The sequence below is a fragment of the Legionella navarrensis genome, from assembly GCF_052527415.1.
On record NZ_JBNVZR010000003.1, the window covers coordinates 143,948 to 160,689 of the forward strand.

The following is a 16,742-nucleotide window of genomic DNA, read 5'->3' on the forward strand; positions in this document are numbered from 1 at the left end:
TATTGTTGCCTAAGCTACCATATCCTGAGAGATTATAAAACCTCGACGTATCTCACGGATAGGGTTGTACGGTACAGAGAAAACACGTTCATTCTCTGACTGAAGTTAAGAATGCCTTAATTATTGTCATGTATCATGCGCTCAGTCCGAATCATTTATAAACATCGAGGTTGGTTATGGAACATCAGGATTTTTTGCAGACAGTTGAATATGCTATACAACGCTGGGCGGCAGACAATGCGCCCCCTCAAGACTCCGATGACGGCGAATCAGATGATCTTCAAGGCCAGCTTCCCGAAGAACTTTACAGACGTGCTTTTGAATCAGCCACTGGTGATCGGAGCACCTTCATAAATGAGTTTGTTCGCCTGCTCAATGAGCAGGAGGGAACATCACATCCATACAACCCGTTAATGGATGAAGATTCTGATGACGAAGAATTGCTGCCCGTTGCACCTGTACATTATCAACCCATACTGACCCCGTCTATGCCCGAGCAGGCCGATGTAGTAATTGTTGGTGGTGGCCCAATAGGTCTGGCACACGCCTGGGCATTAAAAAAGCTGAATCCCAATCCTGATTTTAGCGTGGTTGTTCTTGAAAAATACCAGGAATATCAGCGCAAACATACCCTAATCATGCAGCCAGCGCAGCTGGAGCGATTGATGAAGGCCACAGAAACGGAGCAGGACCCTGCGCTGTGTCAGTTGCTGGCCGATTTAAGACAGGACAAGCACATTCGTACCAACGAGCTCGAAACACGCTTTAAGAATCTGGCACGTGACAGTGGCGTGACCCTGGTGCATCAGGAAGTGGGTTTTGGTCTGGTCAGATTGACGCAGCCATTGCCTTTTGAGCGTATGAACACACTGTTCAGACAGCACGATGGTTGCTTCCTGTATCAAAATGATTTGTTTTACTTCGATTACAGTCAACAGTCTGTCAGGCCGATTGATGAGGTGGATGAAGATGATTATCGTGCCATTCATGACTTTATCAGTCAGCTTGATGAAGAAAACCGCGTCACGCCAGCTTCAGGTTCGCAGTTTGCCCAGATTGAGGCAATCACCGGCGTCAATCCGGTGGCGGAACAGTTGTTGCGCCTTAAGCCTAAAATGATCATCGGTGCTGATGGTACGCACAGCGTGATCAGTGATGCCCTGTTTCCTGCCGGCAACCAAATCAAGCATCCCTTTGATTACGTCCTGCAGCTGCGCTTCGAAATCGAAGGGGACACGCGGGCCGCTGAAATGGAAACCATCGATTTTTATCAGCAAATGGCACGTCGTGGCATCATTGCCAACGAATACGTTGGTCGTTATGACGAAAGCAAACGTACAACGCCGGTTACCATGCAGATGATGATAAGCCCGGAAGCCTTTGAGGCCTTACGTTCGGCAACATCCAAAAATCCCTTGCTGCCTTTTGCGCCCGTCAGCAAAGACGGAATGACGCTGGATCAGGTACCCACAGAATTTAGAGATTTCATTAATCGTTACGTGTCTGAAAAAATCAAGGCTGGGAGAGTAGCCGGCATGAGGCTGGACCGCAATTCCATCCGTATCAGTGTGAACGAAGCGCCAGCAACCAACGCAGCGCACGTCAGTGGCAAATATCGAGATGTTCCGGTATTGCTGGCAGGCGATGCGGGTCTTGGGCTGTCCTATTTCAAAGGTCTGAATGCCGGACTGGAATCCACGGCCAGACTGTTCACGCATCTGGCACAGGCGGTTAAGGCGTCATTGCAGCCTGAGCAGACGATTGATGGGCTCAAAGAGTATCAAACCTGGTTTGCCGGTTTCGCCGAGAGAAAAGTAAAAGAAGTGGAAAGCTACAGTACCTGGCGAATCAGAGCGGCCATGAAGGCGGTCAAAGTCGTACGCGCCTTTAAGAACAGTTCCATGGTTGAGGAGGATGATGATATCAAGCCTGTACTGGACGATTATTTTAATCTGATGGACGGCGTCTCGCCGGGCGAGACAAGGGCTTTCCGCCTTTATCCTCACCGCAGTTATGATCCGGTGAATCTGGGGCAGTTTCAACACGTACCTATTGAGCACTCCTTAAAGAAAACTGGCAAAATGTTCGCCGATTATGTCAAGCCGTATAAAACGTTCAGGCAGTTCAGACAGGATCTGGCTCAGCCACTTGTTGGTATTGTAAACGTGAGCATTGGGATTGTTAAAATTGTGGCCGGTGTGTTTGGCCTGAATGGCAGGCGATTGGGTGATGGTATATTTACCCTGCTGCGCGGCACGCTTGAGCTGGTGACCGCACCGTTGTCTATGCTTGTCAAACCGTTAACCCGCTCGCTGGTCAGTCTTGTTGCGGGCAGACCCTTGATTGAGCATGGCCTGGGAATGCGTCAGTTAGCGGAACTGGGTGAGCAAAAATTAAACGAGCACGAGCTGGACGATGAATTTTCACCCCTGGAAGTTTATGAGGTGAAGGCCGTGTGCAATGATTTGCACAGAAAGTTTCTGAAAGCTGACAAGCGTGGACAGCCTACGCGACTGAAAGCGGAAGAGGAACACCTGTGGCGCCAGATGGGCAGCGAAGGACCCTACGTGTCCAGAGAGTCGGTGGGACGGTATTTTTCACTGTTCAGACCAGCACCGGCAGTCGGCGTTGAGCCAGCTCAGGCTGACCCCGTCAGTCAGATGTTACCCTGACAATCGTAGCCCGGATTAGGCGAAGCCGTAATCCGGGAATCACAAGGCCGATCCTGCGCCACAGATTTTTCTCATGGAATCCAGTCCACCCAATGGCAGGTCTCTTCGTAATCTTGTATCCTTGAGGCATTCTAATTCTTGACAGCGAATTCATTATGCCAACATCATCACATCAGCTCGTTCGATCCCCCATGCGATCCGCATCGGACTTATCCACTTTGATGCAGGACGTGTTGAGACGCGCCCGGGCTCAGGGAGCAACGGATGCGAGTGTGTCGGTTAATCACGACGAAGGTTATTCGGTAGATGTACGCATGGGGCAGGTTGAAACCGTGTCCTTCAATGAAGACAAAGGCGTCAGCCTGGTCGTTTACGTTGGTCATCGCAAAGGCGGCGCCAGCAGTACAGATACGTCACCTGAAGCTCTCGATGCGCTGGTCAGCGCCGCCTGTGATATAGCCCGCGTCAGCGCCGCCGATCCCTGCTTTGGTCTGGCTGACCGCGAGTTGATGACGAACGATTTCCATGATTTGGATCTTTATCATCCATGGGACATTGCTCCACCCGATGCCATTAAACTGGCGCTTGACTGCGAAGCCCAGGCGCTGGCGGCGGACAAGCGTATCAGCAACTCCGATGGTGTCAGCCTCTCGACCTATAATTTTATTCATGGCTTTGCCAATACCTATGGTGGCGAAGGCACCATTCAAGGCTCCCGGCACAGCATCAGCTGTTCCCTGATTGCCCGCGAAGGAGATTCCATGCAGCGGGATTACGATTACACTACCGCCCGCAGCCAGGAAAGCCTGCGTGACCTGCGCAGTCTGGCACAGAGTGCCGCGGAGCGGGTTACCAGCCGTCTGGGGGCGCGGCAAATCAAGACTCAAAAGATACCGGTACTGTTTTCTTCGCGCATCTCCAGTGGCATCATTTTCAATTTTATCAATGCCATCAGCGGGTCCAATTTATACCGTAAAAATTCTTTTTTGCTGGATTCGGTGGGTAAGCGTGTATTTCCATCTGGTTTTCGCATTTACGAACGGCCTCATTTGCACGCGGGCCTCGGCAGCTCAGGTTTTGATGGTGAAGGAGTACCAACTCGAAATAACGTATTCGTGGACGATGGTATTGTGAATCAATACGTGCTGGGCAGTTATTCGGCGCGTCGTATGGGGCTGAAAACCACCGCTAACAGTGGTGGCGTGCACAATCTGACCGTTGACTCCAACGCCGGCGACCTGAGCGATTTACTCAAAAAAATGCACACTGGTCTGCTGGTCACGGAATTAATGGGGCAGGGTGTGAACGGCCTCACTGGCGATTATTCACGTGGTGCCAGCGGTTTCTGGGTTGAAAACGGTGTAATCCAGTATCCGGTTGAAGAGGTAACCATTGCCGGCAACCTGAAAGACATGTTTTTGGGTATTCAGGCCGTGGGTACCGATATCAATCCTAATCTCGCCGCTCACTGCGGCTCCATTTTGATCAATGAAATGATGGTCGCGGGGCACTAGCACCATTTCCATAGCAGGTTGGGCCAAGGCCTGACCGCCCCGGCGCCTTAAATAATACCAGAGCAGCTCATGCCTCCTGATGTCAACGCTGGCTCATCATCGTCGCTGGACGGGCACTGGGTTACAATGCGCTGACTAAAAAACCGCCGCCTGACCACACGGGGTTTTGAGGGCGGCGCCAGAATCCGAGAGGGTGGCTGCAGGATGGGCTCTCCTTCGGAAGACGAGGCCGCGCTCTGACTCAGCGCCACGATGGGCTCCAGCATTCGCATTCGTTGAGCCGCTTCACACGCTGATGGACGCCTCTCGGCAATGGGATCCAGCATGTCGCGTATAAGCTTTCTGACTTCGCGTTTAAATTCCCTGCTTATCCCGGATGCGTTTTTGAGAAGCTCGCCAAGGTGTAAGCGTAAATCGAAAGGTTTTCCCATCCTGCGGGCGTCGAATGAGTTTAGCAGCACCTCATTGGGAAAATTAAGTGTTTGAAGGAGGACGATAGCCATGGAAAACACGTCCGTTGTCGCACTTTGCAAAAACCATTCTCCACGCAGGCACTCAGGAGCAGCATGGGCGATCGAGCCAGGACAAATTCCGTCAAGGTGGTCTGCGTCTATTGAAAAGCCAAAGTCGATGATATGGATCCGGGGAGGTTTATCAGGATGAAACTCTATCAGAATATTGTCTGGTTTGATGTCGCGATGGATAAGTTTATGCTGTGCGACCTGCTGATCCAGAGCCTCCAGCAACGCCAGGCATATCTGGAATCGTTGCAGATAGTTTAACTTAGCCCCTGGCCTGGAAGCTGAGCCGTACAAAAAATTTTCGAGGTTATGCCCTGGCAGCTTTCTCATTGTCAGGAATGCGGTATCTTCTACAACGGTAGGGCGCTTTATGCCTGGCATACCAGCTTTTGAGGCACTCTGGTATTCGTTAATAATCAGACTTAACGGATCCTCATCCGTTATTTTCTGGTATTTGATCAGCCTTTGGCGGGGAATCCCTGTTTTGCCCCTCTTCCCACAGGGTTTAAATTTATCCTGGCTCAGGGTTCCTGCGATGCGATAGACGCGATTCTTACTGCGACCGTTAATTCGTTTGCTGGTGTCCACGAATTCGTAGCAAAATCCCGGTTTATCTTCTTTTTCCTCATTATTGTTCTCTTTTTTTTTAACACGGCAGACCACGTCGTGGTTACGGAGGATACGACCGCCTATCGTGCTTCCTTTTGGCCAAAAGAACGTATTATGGGCTTTTCGTTCCTGTTCCAGATCAGCGAACAGTGCTGTTGCAGTGCTTTTAGTCAGATTTAAAGAAAGCATAATTTGGCTTATCAGGAAAAATTATTGTCATTCTAAACCAAAATACTGCAAATCACGATAGAATCGTTCCGATCTTACATGAGGATGGTTTATAGCATGAAAATTGTTATCAAGGTTGGTACACAAAGTATTTTATCATCAGATGGAACGCCCTTCGAGCCGGTCATACGTCATCTGGTTGAGCAGATTGTCGGTCTGCAGCAGGCCGGACATCATGTGGTTCTGGTCAGTTCCGGGGCTGTTTCCTCGGGACGCAAGGTTGCCCGCCAGTTGCTCGGGCGCGAATACGGCAGCTCTCTCGGCGAAAAGCAGGTCCTGGCGTCGCTTGGGCAGCATGAATTGATGGCGATGTATGCGGCCATGTTTCGTGAGCATAATATGCTGGCTTCACAGATTCTGCTTACCAGACAGGATTTTCAGACCCGCCAGCATTATCTGAACATTGCGCGTCTGTTACGCGAAATAGTCGAACATAAAAACATCGTTCCCATCATTAATGAAAACGACAGTGTGGCCGTTGAAGAGTTAATGTTCACAGACAACGATCAGCTGGCTGGCCTGATAGCGGCACAAATGAATGCAGACAAGTTGATTATCCTGAGTAACGTAGAAGGGGTCTACACCGGGCACCCAGATGAGCCGGGTTCTGAATTAATTTCAGTAATTGATCCTAAAACCGGGTGGCCGGATGTATCATCTGAAAAAAGCACGCATGGGCGTGGGGGGATGATCAGCAAGCTTGGTACAGCCAAAACCATGTCAAGTCTGGGCGTTGCAACACACATTGCCAGTATGGCTCATCCGTCTGTGATTACACGCATTATAGCAGGCGAAGCACTGGGAACGGCCATTTTGCCGAGCAAGAAGCAATCGAACATCAAGCGCTGGATTGCCTGGCAGAATGATAAAAAAACAGGCTATATTTCAATTAATCCCTGCCTGTTGAACATTCTGAAAGAAAACAAACGGGTTTTAAGCCTGTTACCCATCGGGATAGAAACCTGTTCTGGCGAGTTTAAACGAGGCGATCTGGTGGATATTCTATCATCTGATGGCCATAAAATTGGTGTGGGTGTTGCCCGGTATGACGCCGCAAGGTTGCGCGAGTATATTGGCCAAAAAGGAAAACCTGAGTTTATTCACTATGATCATTTGCATGTATTTCAGGAGCAGATTAAATGAATGATGTGATGGCACAACTGAAAAAGGTCAGGCTCGCTGCCCAGGGGCTGCAGTGCCTTTCCGAAGAAACAAGGCGTGAGCTGCTTTTGGACCTGGCTGCCTGTCTGCGAGCGGCTACAGCAGAGATTCTTTCTGAAAATGCCAGAGACCTGTCGCTGATGGATCAGGCTGACTCCAAATATGACAGGCTTTTGTTGTCTGAACAACGCATTCAGGCCATTGCCGATGAGCTTGAGCATGTTGCCGCACTGGCTCATCCCCGCTCGGCCATTCTGGAGGAAAGGGTTCTGCCTAACGATCTCGTGCTGCAAAAACGCTCGGTTCCACTTGGTGTGGTCGCGGTGATTTATGAATCCAGGCCCAACGTTACCATTGATGTATTCAGTCTGTGTTTTAAAACGGGTAATGCCTGTGTCTTAAAAGGCGGTAAAGAGGCAAAACACAGCAATCGCCTGTTTGTTGCCCTGATTCAGAACTGTTTAATCCGACATGGGATAAGTCCCGATATTATTTACCTGATGCCACCTGAGCGCAGTGCCATGGACAGCCTGCTCAACGCCACCGGTCTGATTGATGTGTGCATTCCCAGAGGGAGTCAGGCGCTGATTGAGTTTGTGCGTACGCATGCACGCATTCCGGTTATTGAGACAGGCGCCGGTATCGTCCACACCTATTTTGATGCCAGCGGGAACCTTGAAAAAGGGCGCGCCATCGTCAACAACGCGAAAACCCGCCGCGTCAGCGTCTGCAATGCCCTGGATACTCTGATTGTCCATGAACAGCGATTAGGTGACTTGAGCGTACTTGTCGGTTTACTGGCAGATAAAAACGTGGAGATTTATGCTGACGATCAGAGCCATCATGCCCTGGCTGGGTTTTATCCTGAGCCGTTACTGCATAAGGCACGGGAAGAGGATTTTGGGCGTGAGTTTCTGGACTACAAGCTGTCGATTAAAACCGTAGCGTCGCCAGAAGAGGCGGTTCGTCATATTCAGTCGTACAGCTCTGGTCACAGCGAGGCGATTATCGCTGAAGAGCCGGCGGTTATTGATTATTTTCTGGATGTAGTGGACGCAGCGGCCGTGTATGTTAATGCTTCAACGGCATTTACTGATGGCGCGCAGTTTGGTCTGGGGGCAGAAATTGGCATCAGCACACAAAAGCTTCATGCACGCGGGCCAATGGCCTTGCAGGCTTTGACCAGTTACAAATGGGTTATTCTCGGTAATGGGCAGATCCGCCAGTAAGCGCGGCGTCCCGTATTGAAGTTGCGCAATACGGGACAGTTCGAATCAGTTTTTATCGCGGAAAATAATACGGCCTTTGCTCAAATCGTAAGGCGTCAGCTCGACTTTGACTTTATCTCCCGTCAGAATGCGGATGTAGTTTTTGCGCATACGACCAGAAATGTGTGCAGTAACAACATGGCCATTTTCCAGCTCTACCCGAAACATGGTGTTGGGCAGGGTATCAATAACGGTGCCCAGCATTTCAATATGATCTTCTTTTGCCATTGTTCTCTCAGGAAATTAATTGTAATCAAAGAGGCAGATAGTGCACTAAATTCGACTAAATGGCAATCCTCCCAAGGCAAAACAGCAGGCCTGTCCCATCTTAATTTGAACGGAAGTTAATCAGTTGGCACGATGTGCTCCCTTCTCCCTTGAGGGAGAAGGGCCGGGGATGAGGGTGGTGGGTGTGGCACGGCCCGAAGAAATAGATTGATATACGGTACCGGATTGGTTTATCCGTGGCGATTATATCGCCGATTTCGTGTGCCGTGAAAAAAACTGGTTATTGAGATTGATGATGGTCAGCATATGGATGCTATTGAGTATGATTTGCTACGAACCAAATATTTGGAAAGCTGTGGATATCGAATTTTGCGAATATGGAACCATGAGATATTTTAAAAATATACAGAGTGTGGTGGACGGCATTCTTGATTTACTCGAGACGGCGCCACACCCTCCACCCTCATCCCCAGCCCTTCTCCCTCAAGGGAGAAGGGAGCAGATGGTGCCAACTGATTAACTTCCGTTCAAATTAAGATGGGACAGCCCCGGGCGGCAGGGATTATAATGCCGCCAGGCCTTTGCTGATGGATTCGGTCATCACTTTCGCATCACCAAACAGCATGTAGGTATTGTCCCGGTAAAACAGTTCGTTTTCCACGCCGGCATAACCAGGCGACATGCCGCGTTTCAGGAACAGAACCGTGTGTGCCTTTTCCACTTCCAGAATCGGCATACCATAAATAGGCGATGACGTATCGGTTTTGGCTGCCGGGTTAGTGATGTCGTTGGCTCCGATGACAAAGGCAACGTCACAGGTGGTGAAATCCTGATTGATTTCACTTTGCTCAAAGACCTTATCGTAAGGAATATTGGCTTCAGCCAGCAGTACGTTCATATGACCAGGCATACGACCGGCAACCGGGTGAATGGCAAAGCGAACACGGATCCCGCGTTTTTCCAGCGCGTCAACCAGCTCTTTGACCGCGTGCTGCGCATGGGCAACAGCCATACCATAACCAGGAACAATGATGACATCACGTGCGTTGCTGAGCAGAAAGGCCGCGTCTTCGCCGTTAGCCTGACGCACCGGCTGCCCTGTTCTGTCCACGCTGCTTTTCTGTTCGTCAGCGTTGCTTTGCAGGCCGCCAAAAATCACATTGAAAATAGAGCGGTTCATGCCCACACACATGATATAACTCAGAATCGCACCACTCGCGCCCACCAGCGCGCCGGTAATGACCAGCAGGTTGTTGCTCAGAGTAAAACCGATACCGGCAGCCGCCCAGCCCGAATAGGAGTTCAGCATGGAGATAACCACAGGCATGTCCGCACCGCCAATGGGAACAATCAGCAGTACACCAATTAAGAACGACAGCAGAGCCAGCGTGATGAACAGAGCCAGAGACTGCTGCATCACAAACATAACGAGTAAGGCCACAATCGCTGCGCCGAGCAGCAGATTAACCGCTGCCTGACCGGGAAAACGCAGTGGCTGACCAGACATGAGGCCTTGCAGCTTAAGAAAGGCAATGATAGAGCCTGAAAAGGTAATGGCACCGATAATCAGACCCAGACTCATTTCAATCAGACTGGCTTTTTCAATCGCGCCAGGCTCACCTATATGGAAGGCTTCCGGCGACAGGAAAGCACAGAAAGCCACCAGAACCGCAGCAAGACCAACCAGCGAGTGGAAGGCTGCAACCAGCTGTGGAATGGCGGTCATGTTGATTTTTATCGCGATAAGCGTACCAATGATACCGCCCGCGATGATAAGGCCGATCAGTAACATATGATGGTGAGTGGAGGGCATCATCAGCGTGGAACCAATGGCTATCGCCATACCGAAAATACCCAGCCAGTTACCGCGCCGGGATGTAGCCGGACTGGCCAGTCCTTTCAATGCCAGAATAAAGCACACAGCGGCAATCAGGTAAAACAATGAAATCAATGACGTCATGACGATTTCCTTTTTTTGTTATTTTTTATACATGCGTAACATGCGCTGCGTAACCACAAAGCCACCAAAAATATTGATGGACGTAATGAAGATCGCCAGCCCGCCAAGCCAGGTAATGCTGCCGGTCAATTGACTTCCTGCGGCAATCAGCGCACCCAGAATGATGATACTGGAAATGGCGTTGGTAACGGACATCAGGGGCGTATGCAAAGCCGGCGTCACTTTCCATACAACGTAATATCCTACGAAGCAGGCCAGAACGAAAATCGTCAGGATGGCGATGTAGGGGTTGGTAATCGAAGCTGAGTCCAGCATGTTAGACCTCCGCAGTGGTTTGAAATGGCAGGTAACGACCGTCATAACACAGCATGGCCTGTCTGATGATGTCGTCGTCCGGGTTAATGTTCAGCTTATCGTTTTCGGGTATGAGCAGGCGCATCAGGTTGACCAGATTGCCGCTGTACAGTTCACTGGCGGTAGCCGGTACATAGCCTGCCATGTTGCTGTAGCCAACCAGGGTTACTTCATTGTGTCTGATCACTTTGTCGCGCTGGCTTAACTCGCAGTTACCGCCACGTGAGGTTGCCAGATCCACCAGAACCGAGCCTTTTTTCATGAGTTCAACCGTGTCCTTGCTGATCAGGACTGGTGCAGGGCGTCCAGGAATAAGAGCGGTACAGATAACGATATCCGCAAGCCGGGCATACTGCTGAATCAGTTCGGCCTGTTTCGCCTTGTATTCGTCACTCATTTCCCGTGCATATCCGCCACTGGTTTCGTTGTCCTGTGTGTCGCTGACTTCGATGAATTCAGCACCGAGACTTTCGACCTGTTCCTTGGCTGCACGCCGGACATCAAAGGCGTATACCACGGCTCCCAGTCGTTTAGCGGTTGCGATGGCCTGCAGACCCGCCACACCGGCACCCAGAATCAAAATTTTGGCGGGATGAATCATCCCGGCGGCGGTCATCATCATGGGTACGGCTCGATTGAAATGGCTGACGCCTTCCAGAACCGCACGATAACCGGCAAGATTGGCCTGTGAAGACAGGCTGTCCATGCTTTGTGCGCGGCTGGTACGTGGGATCATGTTCATGGAAAACAGATTGATTTTCTGCTGTCGGCACCAGTCGATTAAGGCACTGTCCTGGCTGTTATCGGCGTGGGTGATAATCAGGGATTGTGCCGGCAAACCTGCGAGGTCAGCTGGTCTGGGTTCGCTCACACAAACCAGTATATTGGTTTTTGCCAGCAGCTCTGCCCGTTTTGCAACGACGGTTGCGCCGGCTTCCTGATAGTCGTAATCATGGAATCCGGACGCCAGGCCTGCGTCTTTTTCGCAAAAGACCTGTACACCCAGCTTGTTGTAGTGCCTGACGGCATTAGGTGTAATCGCGACACGAGTATCCTCAGGGTGTTCATTCAATGCTGAAATGATCATGAGTCATATCCATCTTGATAAGGTTAATATATATCTTATTGTATATAAGTATTTTTTGCCAGGTTAAACTACCGGGACGATAGCATGGGTGTGTTATATAAAATATATGACACGGCGCGTCATCCGTGTTGTGAGCATATTTAAAAGGATTCCATGATGAATAAAACACAGATCATGATTTACGGTTCATACGGCTACACGGGCAAACTGATTGTCGAGCAGTGTCTCAGACAGGGGCTGAAACCTGTTCTTGCCGGACGTAATGAGCAAAAGCTGCTTGAGCAGGCCCAGACGTTACAGCTTGAGCATCGGGCCTTTCCGATTGAAGACGGCGGGCAATGCGAAGCCGCCTTACAGGACTGCCTGGTGCTGGTCAACTGCGCCGGACCCTTTGCTCATACCTGGCAGGCCATGGTGAGTGCCTGCCTCAGCAGCAGGACACATTATCTTGATATAACCGGAGAATATCAGGTTATTCAGGGGATGAGCGCCTGGCATGAAAAAGCGCTGGCGGCCGGTGTCATGCTGTTGCCCGGTGCTGGATTTGACGTCGTACCCAGTGATTGCCTGGCCTTTTTTTTAAAAAACCGGATGCCGGACGCCATCGAACTGACCCTGGCCATTGCAGGTTCGCAAAACAAGGGGGGGACGGAGCTGGGACTGTCCAGAGGAACGGCCAGAACAATGCTGGAGGGGCTGTCAGAAAGCAGTATGATTCGCCATGATGGCAAAATACAGGCTTATCAGGGGCCACGTGGCCGTGAGTTTCAGTTTACGCCACAAAAAAAACGCCTCTGCGCGGCGATATCCTGGGGCGATATTGCATCGGCCTGGTGGAGCACGCGCATTCCGCATATCGAAGTCTGGATGGTTTTTCCCAAAAACCTGATACGTTACGGGCATTATCTGAATCCGTTTAAACGCCTGCTTAAATGGCCGCCCATCATGCGTTATCTGCAAAACAAGATAAACCATCTGCCAGAGGGGCCGAGTCCCGCGGCCAGACAACAAAGCGAAGCCCTTATTCTTGGCATTGCCCGTAATCCCGGTGGTCAGGAGGCGCGGGCGCTGCTGACGACCATTAACGGCTATGATGTGACCGCACAGGCCGTGGTATTAATCCTGCAGAAAATTATCGCGGGGCAGCTCAAGGCCGGATTCCAGACGCCCGCGACTGCCTATGGCGCCGATCTGGTGCTCGGTATACCGGGAACGCGTATAGATCCAGTGTAAGATGTCTTTCATCCGGGGCTGTCCCATCAAACTGCGCCCTTCTTCCTTGAGGGAGATTGGCTGGGGATGAGGGTGTGTGCTATCGCTTCATATCGGTTTTGATGGGGCTTCCCTGGTCTTTATTTTCCATGCTTGTGAAGCGATCCGGGTTGCGCTACAGTAGCGACCCAATCGAACGTCCAACTCGAACTCATGGAAATTCTCTGCTTTCTGGCCGGGACTGTGTTTGCCTGCGCGCACTCACCGTATCCGCTGCTCTTCCTGCTGTCCGCTCTGTTTTTAAAGGCAGACTGGCGTATTCTTCTCTGGTTTGCAGCCGCCATTCTCTGGGTGCTGCTGCACCAGTGGTGGGTCAGCGATCGCGCCATGCCTGATACGGACTTGATTCCCAAAGCCCGTGTCACAGGCCGCATCGCCTCACTTCCTGTCGTCCGTGATGGCAGCGTTCAGTTTGGGTTGTCTGTAAGCAGGCTGAATGCGGATCCTGTTCAAGCCAGGGTGTTGCTGTCCTGCTACCGTCATTGTCCTGAGTTTTCGATTGGTCAACGCTGGCGTTTACAGGTTAAATTGAAGAAGGCGCGGGCAGCAGGAAACCCGGGGCAGTTTGACTATCGTCGCATGCTGTCTGCCCGTCACGTCCATTGGACAGGTTATCTGAAAGGCGGACAGGCCGTTTTGCTAGAGGACGCGACGCAATCATTCACGCTGCCTGCCCTGCGGGCGCGCCTTGCTGAAAAGCTGGAACATATCCTGCCAGACCAGGGCACCCTCGGCATTACTCAGGCACTGGCACTGGGCCTGACGCAGCACCTTAATCAGGCGCAATGGGATTTGTTTCGGCGCACGGGGACAACGCATCTGATGGTTATCTCCGGTGCGCATATCAGCCTTGTGGCTGGTCTGGCCTCGTGTTTCGTCTACTGGTTGTGGTTGGGCTCCAGCCGTTTGTGCCTGTATCGTCCGGCCGTGCAGGCTGCCGCGGTTGCCGGGATTGTTACGGCGCTTACCTATGCCTTGCTGGCCGGGTTTTCTGTGCCGGCTCAGCGTGCCTTGTTTGCCTTTTGTCTGGTGCTGCTGCGGTATTTTTTCAGCCAGCGCCTGAGCGCGTGGCAAACCTGGCGTTACGCCTTGCTGCTTGTCATCATCATCGAACCGCACGCGGTGTTGCTGTCTGGTTTTTATCTGTCGTTTCTTGCCGTAGCGGTTTTGATTGCCTGTGGCCAGCGTTTTCCAGTCAGCGGATATAAAAAAGCACTGGTTCTGCAACTGGCCTGCCTGATCGGGCTGATGCCCGTCACCTTGTTTTTCTTTTCTTATGGTGCCGTAGATGGATTATTGGCTAACCTGGTTGCCATTCCACTGGTGGGCTATGTGATCGTACCCCTGTCTCTGACTGCGTTGTTGCTGAGCCTGTTTTCACCACCAGCCTGGACCATGCTGCCACTGACATACGCCATCAAAATACTGATGATATTTCTGGCCTGGGTGGATCGTCTGTCAATGATTAATCTGGACGTAACGCTGGCCAGTTCTCTGTCGTTGCCGGCGTTGATGATCTCATTGTTTTTATTCTTTTTTTTACCGATTTCCTCCCTGCGTCCCTACGCATTTGTTCTGTTAATAACGGCTGTTCATCCGGCTTATTACCAAAGCCGGGCAGGGGAGGCGCGCGTGCGGGTTCTGGATGTAGGTCAGGGCTTATCCGTGCTGATTACAACAGCTCATCACAGTCTTTTGTACGATACGGGGATGAAGTTTTATAAGGGGAGTGATATGGGAAAGATGGTGATTATTCCTTTTTTAGCGACGCAGGGGATAGGGAAACTGGATAAGATTGTGATAAGCCATCCCGATATGGATCATCGTGGTGGACTGGCGTCACTGGAAAAGCGCTTTCCTGCGGCGGAACTGCTGGTTGACAATCCTTCGTTTTATCGGCGGGGCAAGAGCTGTCATGAATACCCTGCCTGGACATGGGATGGCGTTTCCTTTCGCTTTCTGTCTATCAGGAATGTGTTTCGCGCTAAAAACAACTCCTCCTGCGTTTTGCAGGTTCGCAGCGCAGGGGGTTCGGTTCTTCTCCCTGGCGATGTAGAGTCACGGGCGGAGCACTATCTGGCCTCGACCTGGGCAGACGAGTTGATCTCAGACGTGCTGATCCTGCCGCACCATGGCAGCAAAACCTCGTCAACACCAGAATTCATTCAACAGGTTTCTCCCCGTTACGCCATTATTTCGGCCGGATTTGATAATCGTTATCATTTTCCTCATCAGCCAGTAACGGAACGAATGCAGCAGGCGCACATTGCCATGTTCAATACGATGGATTGTGGCATGATAACGGTAGATTTACCCAGCAGGGCGCCGATGGACAAACCGCTTTGCTATCGTTGAGCCTGTTACAGGAGAAATGGAATTAATCCGTTGGCACCATCTGCTCCCTTCTCCCCTGGGGGAGAAGGGCTGGGGATGAGGGGAGGGTGGCATGGTGCCAACGGATTAATTTCGTTCAAATCAAGACGGGACCGCCCTACAGCCAACTGTTAAATTGATTGACATAAAATTGGTCATAATGCATACTGTCGGCACTTATCTTCGGCAGAGTCTATTTATGCGCTATCTGATGTTTTTTCTAGGTTTGTCGGGTTTTTCCTTTCAGGTAACAGCACAGACGCTGTCAGCAGAATGTCCACAGCAGTACTGCGTGGCGGTGGTTGATGCCGGGAGTACCGGATCCCGCCTTCACGTATATTCCTACGACCTCGACGCTAATCAGGCGCCGGTGAATATTACCGAGCGCTGGTCAAAAAAAAGCACCCCAGGCATCGCTTCACTTGAGAGCCAGAAAAGCGCCTTAGATGCCAGTCTGGACAGCCTGTTTACAGGCTTGACCATCCACAATATTCCCGTCTATTTTTACGCAACCGCCGGTATGCGCCTGTTACCTCAGCCGAGACAGCAAAAAATGTATGCACTGATACGGGACTGGTTTGACCATCAATCCGATGTACAACTGGTGCAGGCCAAAACGATTACAGGTTCTGATGAAGGTTTATTTGGCTGGCTGGCTGTGAACTATCAAACGGGAGGGCTGACGAATGAACGTGCCCTCGTTGGCGTCATGGACTTTGGTGGTGCATCGGTACAGATTTCCTTTCCTGTAACAGACAGCAGCAGCCTGGATCCGGACAGCCTGCGTCAGGTTCATGTCAATGGTCAGCGCCTCACCTTGTTTGTCCGTAGTTTTCTGGGACTTGGTCAGACGGAAGTAGCGCATCAGTTTCTGAACTCCTCGCCTTGTTTTTCAACCGGTTACGAGCTGCCTGATGGTCAGCTGGCCCAGGGTAATGCCTACGCCTGCGAGCGTAACGTGTCCACATTAGTGAAATCAGTTCACCAGGTGGATGGGGTGGTTCAGCCAGGTATATCCCGCACTACCGTGTCAGACTGGTACGCAATCGGTGGCATGGTTGAGATGGCAAAAGGACCACTGTTTTCTTTTCGTGAGCAGCAGTTTACCTCCGAGCAATTGTTGAACAAAGGCGATGCTCAGGTGTGTCAGCAACCATGGTCCAGTCTGATCGCCAGTTATCCGAGCGATGATTATCTGTATGGCGATTGTCTTTTTTCTTCGTACTATTATGCGTTGATGGTGGAAGGATACGGTCTCAGGCCTGATCAAAACATCCAATACCTGTCTGCTAATCAACAAAGCGACTGGACTCTGGGCGTTGTGCTGAATACGCTGGCACCGGGCTAGAGCGCCAAATGATTTAAAACAACGCATGTATTTCTATTGCGGGCTGGATTGAGCCAATATCCATCACAACGATCCTGCCATGACGCAGGTTAGGCCTTGGCCCAGCCTGCTGCTTATGTCTGTCTCACATGTCAAAACTAAATGGAA

At 51.1% G+C, this 16,742-nt stretch carries 13 protein-coding genes; 8 read left to right on the plus strand and 5 right to left on the minus strand.

Annotated features, from left to right (window positions below; all coding sequences use genetic code 11):
* Positions 1–176: 176 nt before the first annotated feature.
* Together ACQUTA_RS03370 and pmbA are read left to right on the plus strand one after the other, a co-directional pair.
* Entirely contained in the window at positions 177–2,672 is a 2,496-nt protein-coding gene (locus tag ACQUTA_RS03370) for an FAD-dependent oxidoreductase (RefSeq protein WP_444986789.1), read from the plus strand.
* A 155-nt stretch (positions 2,673–2,827) separates the two neighbouring features.
* On the plus strand, positions 2,828–4,186 hold the full coding sequence (gene pmbA, locus ACQUTA_RS03375; RefSeq protein ID WP_444986790.1) for a metalloprotease PmbA: 1,359 nt from the start codon (positions 2,828–2,830) through the stop codon (positions 4,184–4,186).
* Positions 4,187–4,233: 47 nt separating this feature from the next.
* Here pmbA and ACQUTA_RS03380 read toward each other — a convergent pair whose 3' ends face one another.
* The gene (locus tag ACQUTA_RS03380; RefSeq protein WP_444986791.1) at positions 4,234–5,505 is read right to left on the minus strand and encodes a protein kinase domain-containing protein; all 1,272 of its coding nucleotides are present in this window, start codon (positions 5,503–5,505) and stop codon (positions 4,234–4,236) included.
* Positions 5,506–5,601: 96 nt separating this feature from the next.
* Here ACQUTA_RS03380 and proB point away from each other — a divergent pair, with 96 nt between their 5' ends.
* Both proB and ACQUTA_RS03390 read left to right on the plus strand, forming a co-directional pair.
* Positions 5,602–6,687, plus strand: a complete 1,086-nt coding sequence (proB, locus tag ACQUTA_RS03385) for a glutamate 5-kinase (protein ID WP_444986792.1) — start codon at positions 5,602–5,604, stop codon at positions 6,685–6,687.
* Positions 6,684–7,934 (plus strand): glutamate-5-semialdehyde dehydrogenase, encoded by a 1,251-nt coding sequence (locus ACQUTA_RS03390; protein ID WP_444986793.1) that lies wholly within the window; start codon positions 6,684–6,686, stop codon positions 7,932–7,934. Before proB ends, ACQUTA_RS03390 begins: the two co-directional genes overlap by 4 nt.
* Positions 7,935–7,979: 45 nt before the next feature.
* Here the strand turns inward: ACQUTA_RS03390 and infA are convergent, their stop codons facing one another.
* The gene (infA, locus tag ACQUTA_RS03395) at positions 7,980–8,201 is read right to left on the minus strand and encodes a translation initiation factor IF-1 (RefSeq protein WP_028388397.1); all 222 of its coding nucleotides are present in this window, start codon (positions 8,199–8,201) and stop codon (positions 7,980–7,982) included.
* A gap of 282 nt (positions 8,202–8,483) precedes the next feature.
* On the opposite strand from infA, the gene ACQUTA_RS03400 reads away from it, so the two are divergent.
* Positions 8,484–8,600, plus strand: coding sequence for a DUF559 domain-containing protein (locus ACQUTA_RS03400; protein ID WP_444986856.1), 117 nt, complete (start codon positions 8,484–8,486; stop codon positions 8,598–8,600).
* Positions 8,601–8,763: 163 nt separating this feature from the next.
* On the opposite strand, the gene ACQUTA_RS03405 is transcribed toward ACQUTA_RS03400, so the two are convergent.
* Genes ACQUTA_RS03405 through ACQUTA_RS03415 form a run of 3 tightly spaced genes read right to left on the minus strand, consistent with a single transcriptional unit; the run spans position 8,764 to position 11,602 of the window.
* A complete protein-coding gene (locus ACQUTA_RS03405; RefSeq protein WP_444986794.1) occupies positions 8,764–10,161 on the minus strand; it encodes an NAD(P)(+) transhydrogenase (Re/Si-specific) subunit beta in 1,398 nt (465 codons plus the stop codon).
* Positions 10,162–10,179: 18 nt separating this feature from the next.
* Positions 10,180–10,476, minus strand: a complete 297-nt coding sequence (locus ACQUTA_RS03410; RefSeq protein ID WP_444986795.1) for a proton-translocating transhydrogenase family protein — start codon at positions 10,474–10,476, stop codon at positions 10,180–10,182.
* 1 nt (position 10,477) lies between these two features.
* Positions 10,478–11,602: a Re/Si-specific NAD(P)(+) transhydrogenase subunit alpha gene (locus tag ACQUTA_RS03415; protein ID WP_444986796.1), complete on the minus strand. Its 1,125-nt coding sequence runs from the start codon at positions 11,600–11,602 to the stop codon at positions 10,478–10,480.
* Between the two features lie 153 nt (positions 11,603–11,755).
* Between ACQUTA_RS03415 and ACQUTA_RS03420 the strand changes: the two genes are divergently transcribed.
* From ACQUTA_RS03420 to ACQUTA_RS03430, 3 genes are all read left to right on the plus strand, one after another.
* On the plus strand, positions 11,756–12,835 hold the full coding sequence (locus ACQUTA_RS03420) for a saccharopine dehydrogenase family protein (RefSeq protein WP_444986797.1): 1,080 nt from the start codon (positions 11,756–11,758) through the stop codon (positions 12,833–12,835).
* Between the two features lie 192 nt (positions 12,836–13,027).
* A complete protein-coding gene (locus ACQUTA_RS03425) occupies positions 13,028–15,229 on the plus strand; it encodes a DNA internalization-related competence protein ComEC/Rec2 (protein WP_444986798.1) in 2,202 nt (733 codons plus the stop codon).
* Between the two features lie 217 nt (positions 15,230–15,446).
* Positions 15,447–16,595 (plus strand): multidrug DMT transporter permease, encoded by a 1,149-nt coding sequence (locus ACQUTA_RS03430; protein WP_444986799.1) that lies wholly within the window; start codon positions 15,447–15,449, stop codon positions 16,593–16,595.
* The last annotated feature ends 147 nt before the right edge of the window (positions 16,596–16,742 follow it).

Bases quoted from the DNA above. Each gene is read 5' to 3' on its own strand.
- ACQUTA_RS03370 (WP_444986789.1), top strand. From the start codon at position 177: ATGGAACATCAGGATTTTTTGCAGACAGTTGAATATGCTATACAACGC.
- pmbA (WP_444986790.1), top strand. From the start codon at position 2,828: ATGCCAACATCATCACATCAGCTCGTTCGATCCCCCATGCGATCCGCA.
- ACQUTA_RS03380 (WP_444986791.1), bottom strand. From the start codon at position 5,505: ATGCTTTCTTTAAATCTGACTAAAAGCACTGCAACAGCACTGTTCGCT.
- proB (WP_444986792.1), top strand. From the start codon at position 5,602: ATGAAAATTGTTATCAAGGTTGGTACACAAAGTATTTTATCATCAGAT.
- ACQUTA_RS03390 (WP_444986793.1), top strand. From the start codon at position 6,684: ATGAATGATGTGATGGCACAACTGAAAAAGGTCAGGCTCGCTGCCCAG.
- infA (WP_028388397.1), bottom strand. From the start codon at position 8,201: ATGGCAAAAGAAGATCATATTGAAATGCTGGGCACCGTTATTGATACC.
- ACQUTA_RS03405 (WP_444986794.1), bottom strand. From the start codon at position 10,161: ATGACGTCATTGATTTCATTGTTTTACCTGATTGCCGCTGTGTGCTTT.
- ACQUTA_RS03410 (WP_444986795.1), bottom strand. From the start codon at position 10,476: ATGCTGGACTCAGCTTCGATTACCAACCCCTACATCGCCATCCTGACG.
- ACQUTA_RS03415 (WP_444986796.1), bottom strand. From the start codon at position 11,602: ATGATCATTTCAGCATTGAATGAACACCCTGAGGATACTCGTGTCGCG.
- ACQUTA_RS03420 (WP_444986797.1), top strand. From the start codon at position 11,756: ATGATGAATAAAACACAGATCATGATTTACGGTTCATACGGCTACACG.
- ACQUTA_RS03425 (WP_444986798.1), top strand. From the start codon at position 13,028: ATGGAAATTCTCTGCTTTCTGGCCGGGACTGTGTTTGCCTGCGCGCAC.
- ACQUTA_RS03430 (WP_444986799.1), top strand. From the start codon at position 15,447: ATGCGCTATCTGATGTTTTTTCTAGGTTTGTCGGGTTTTTCCTTTCAG.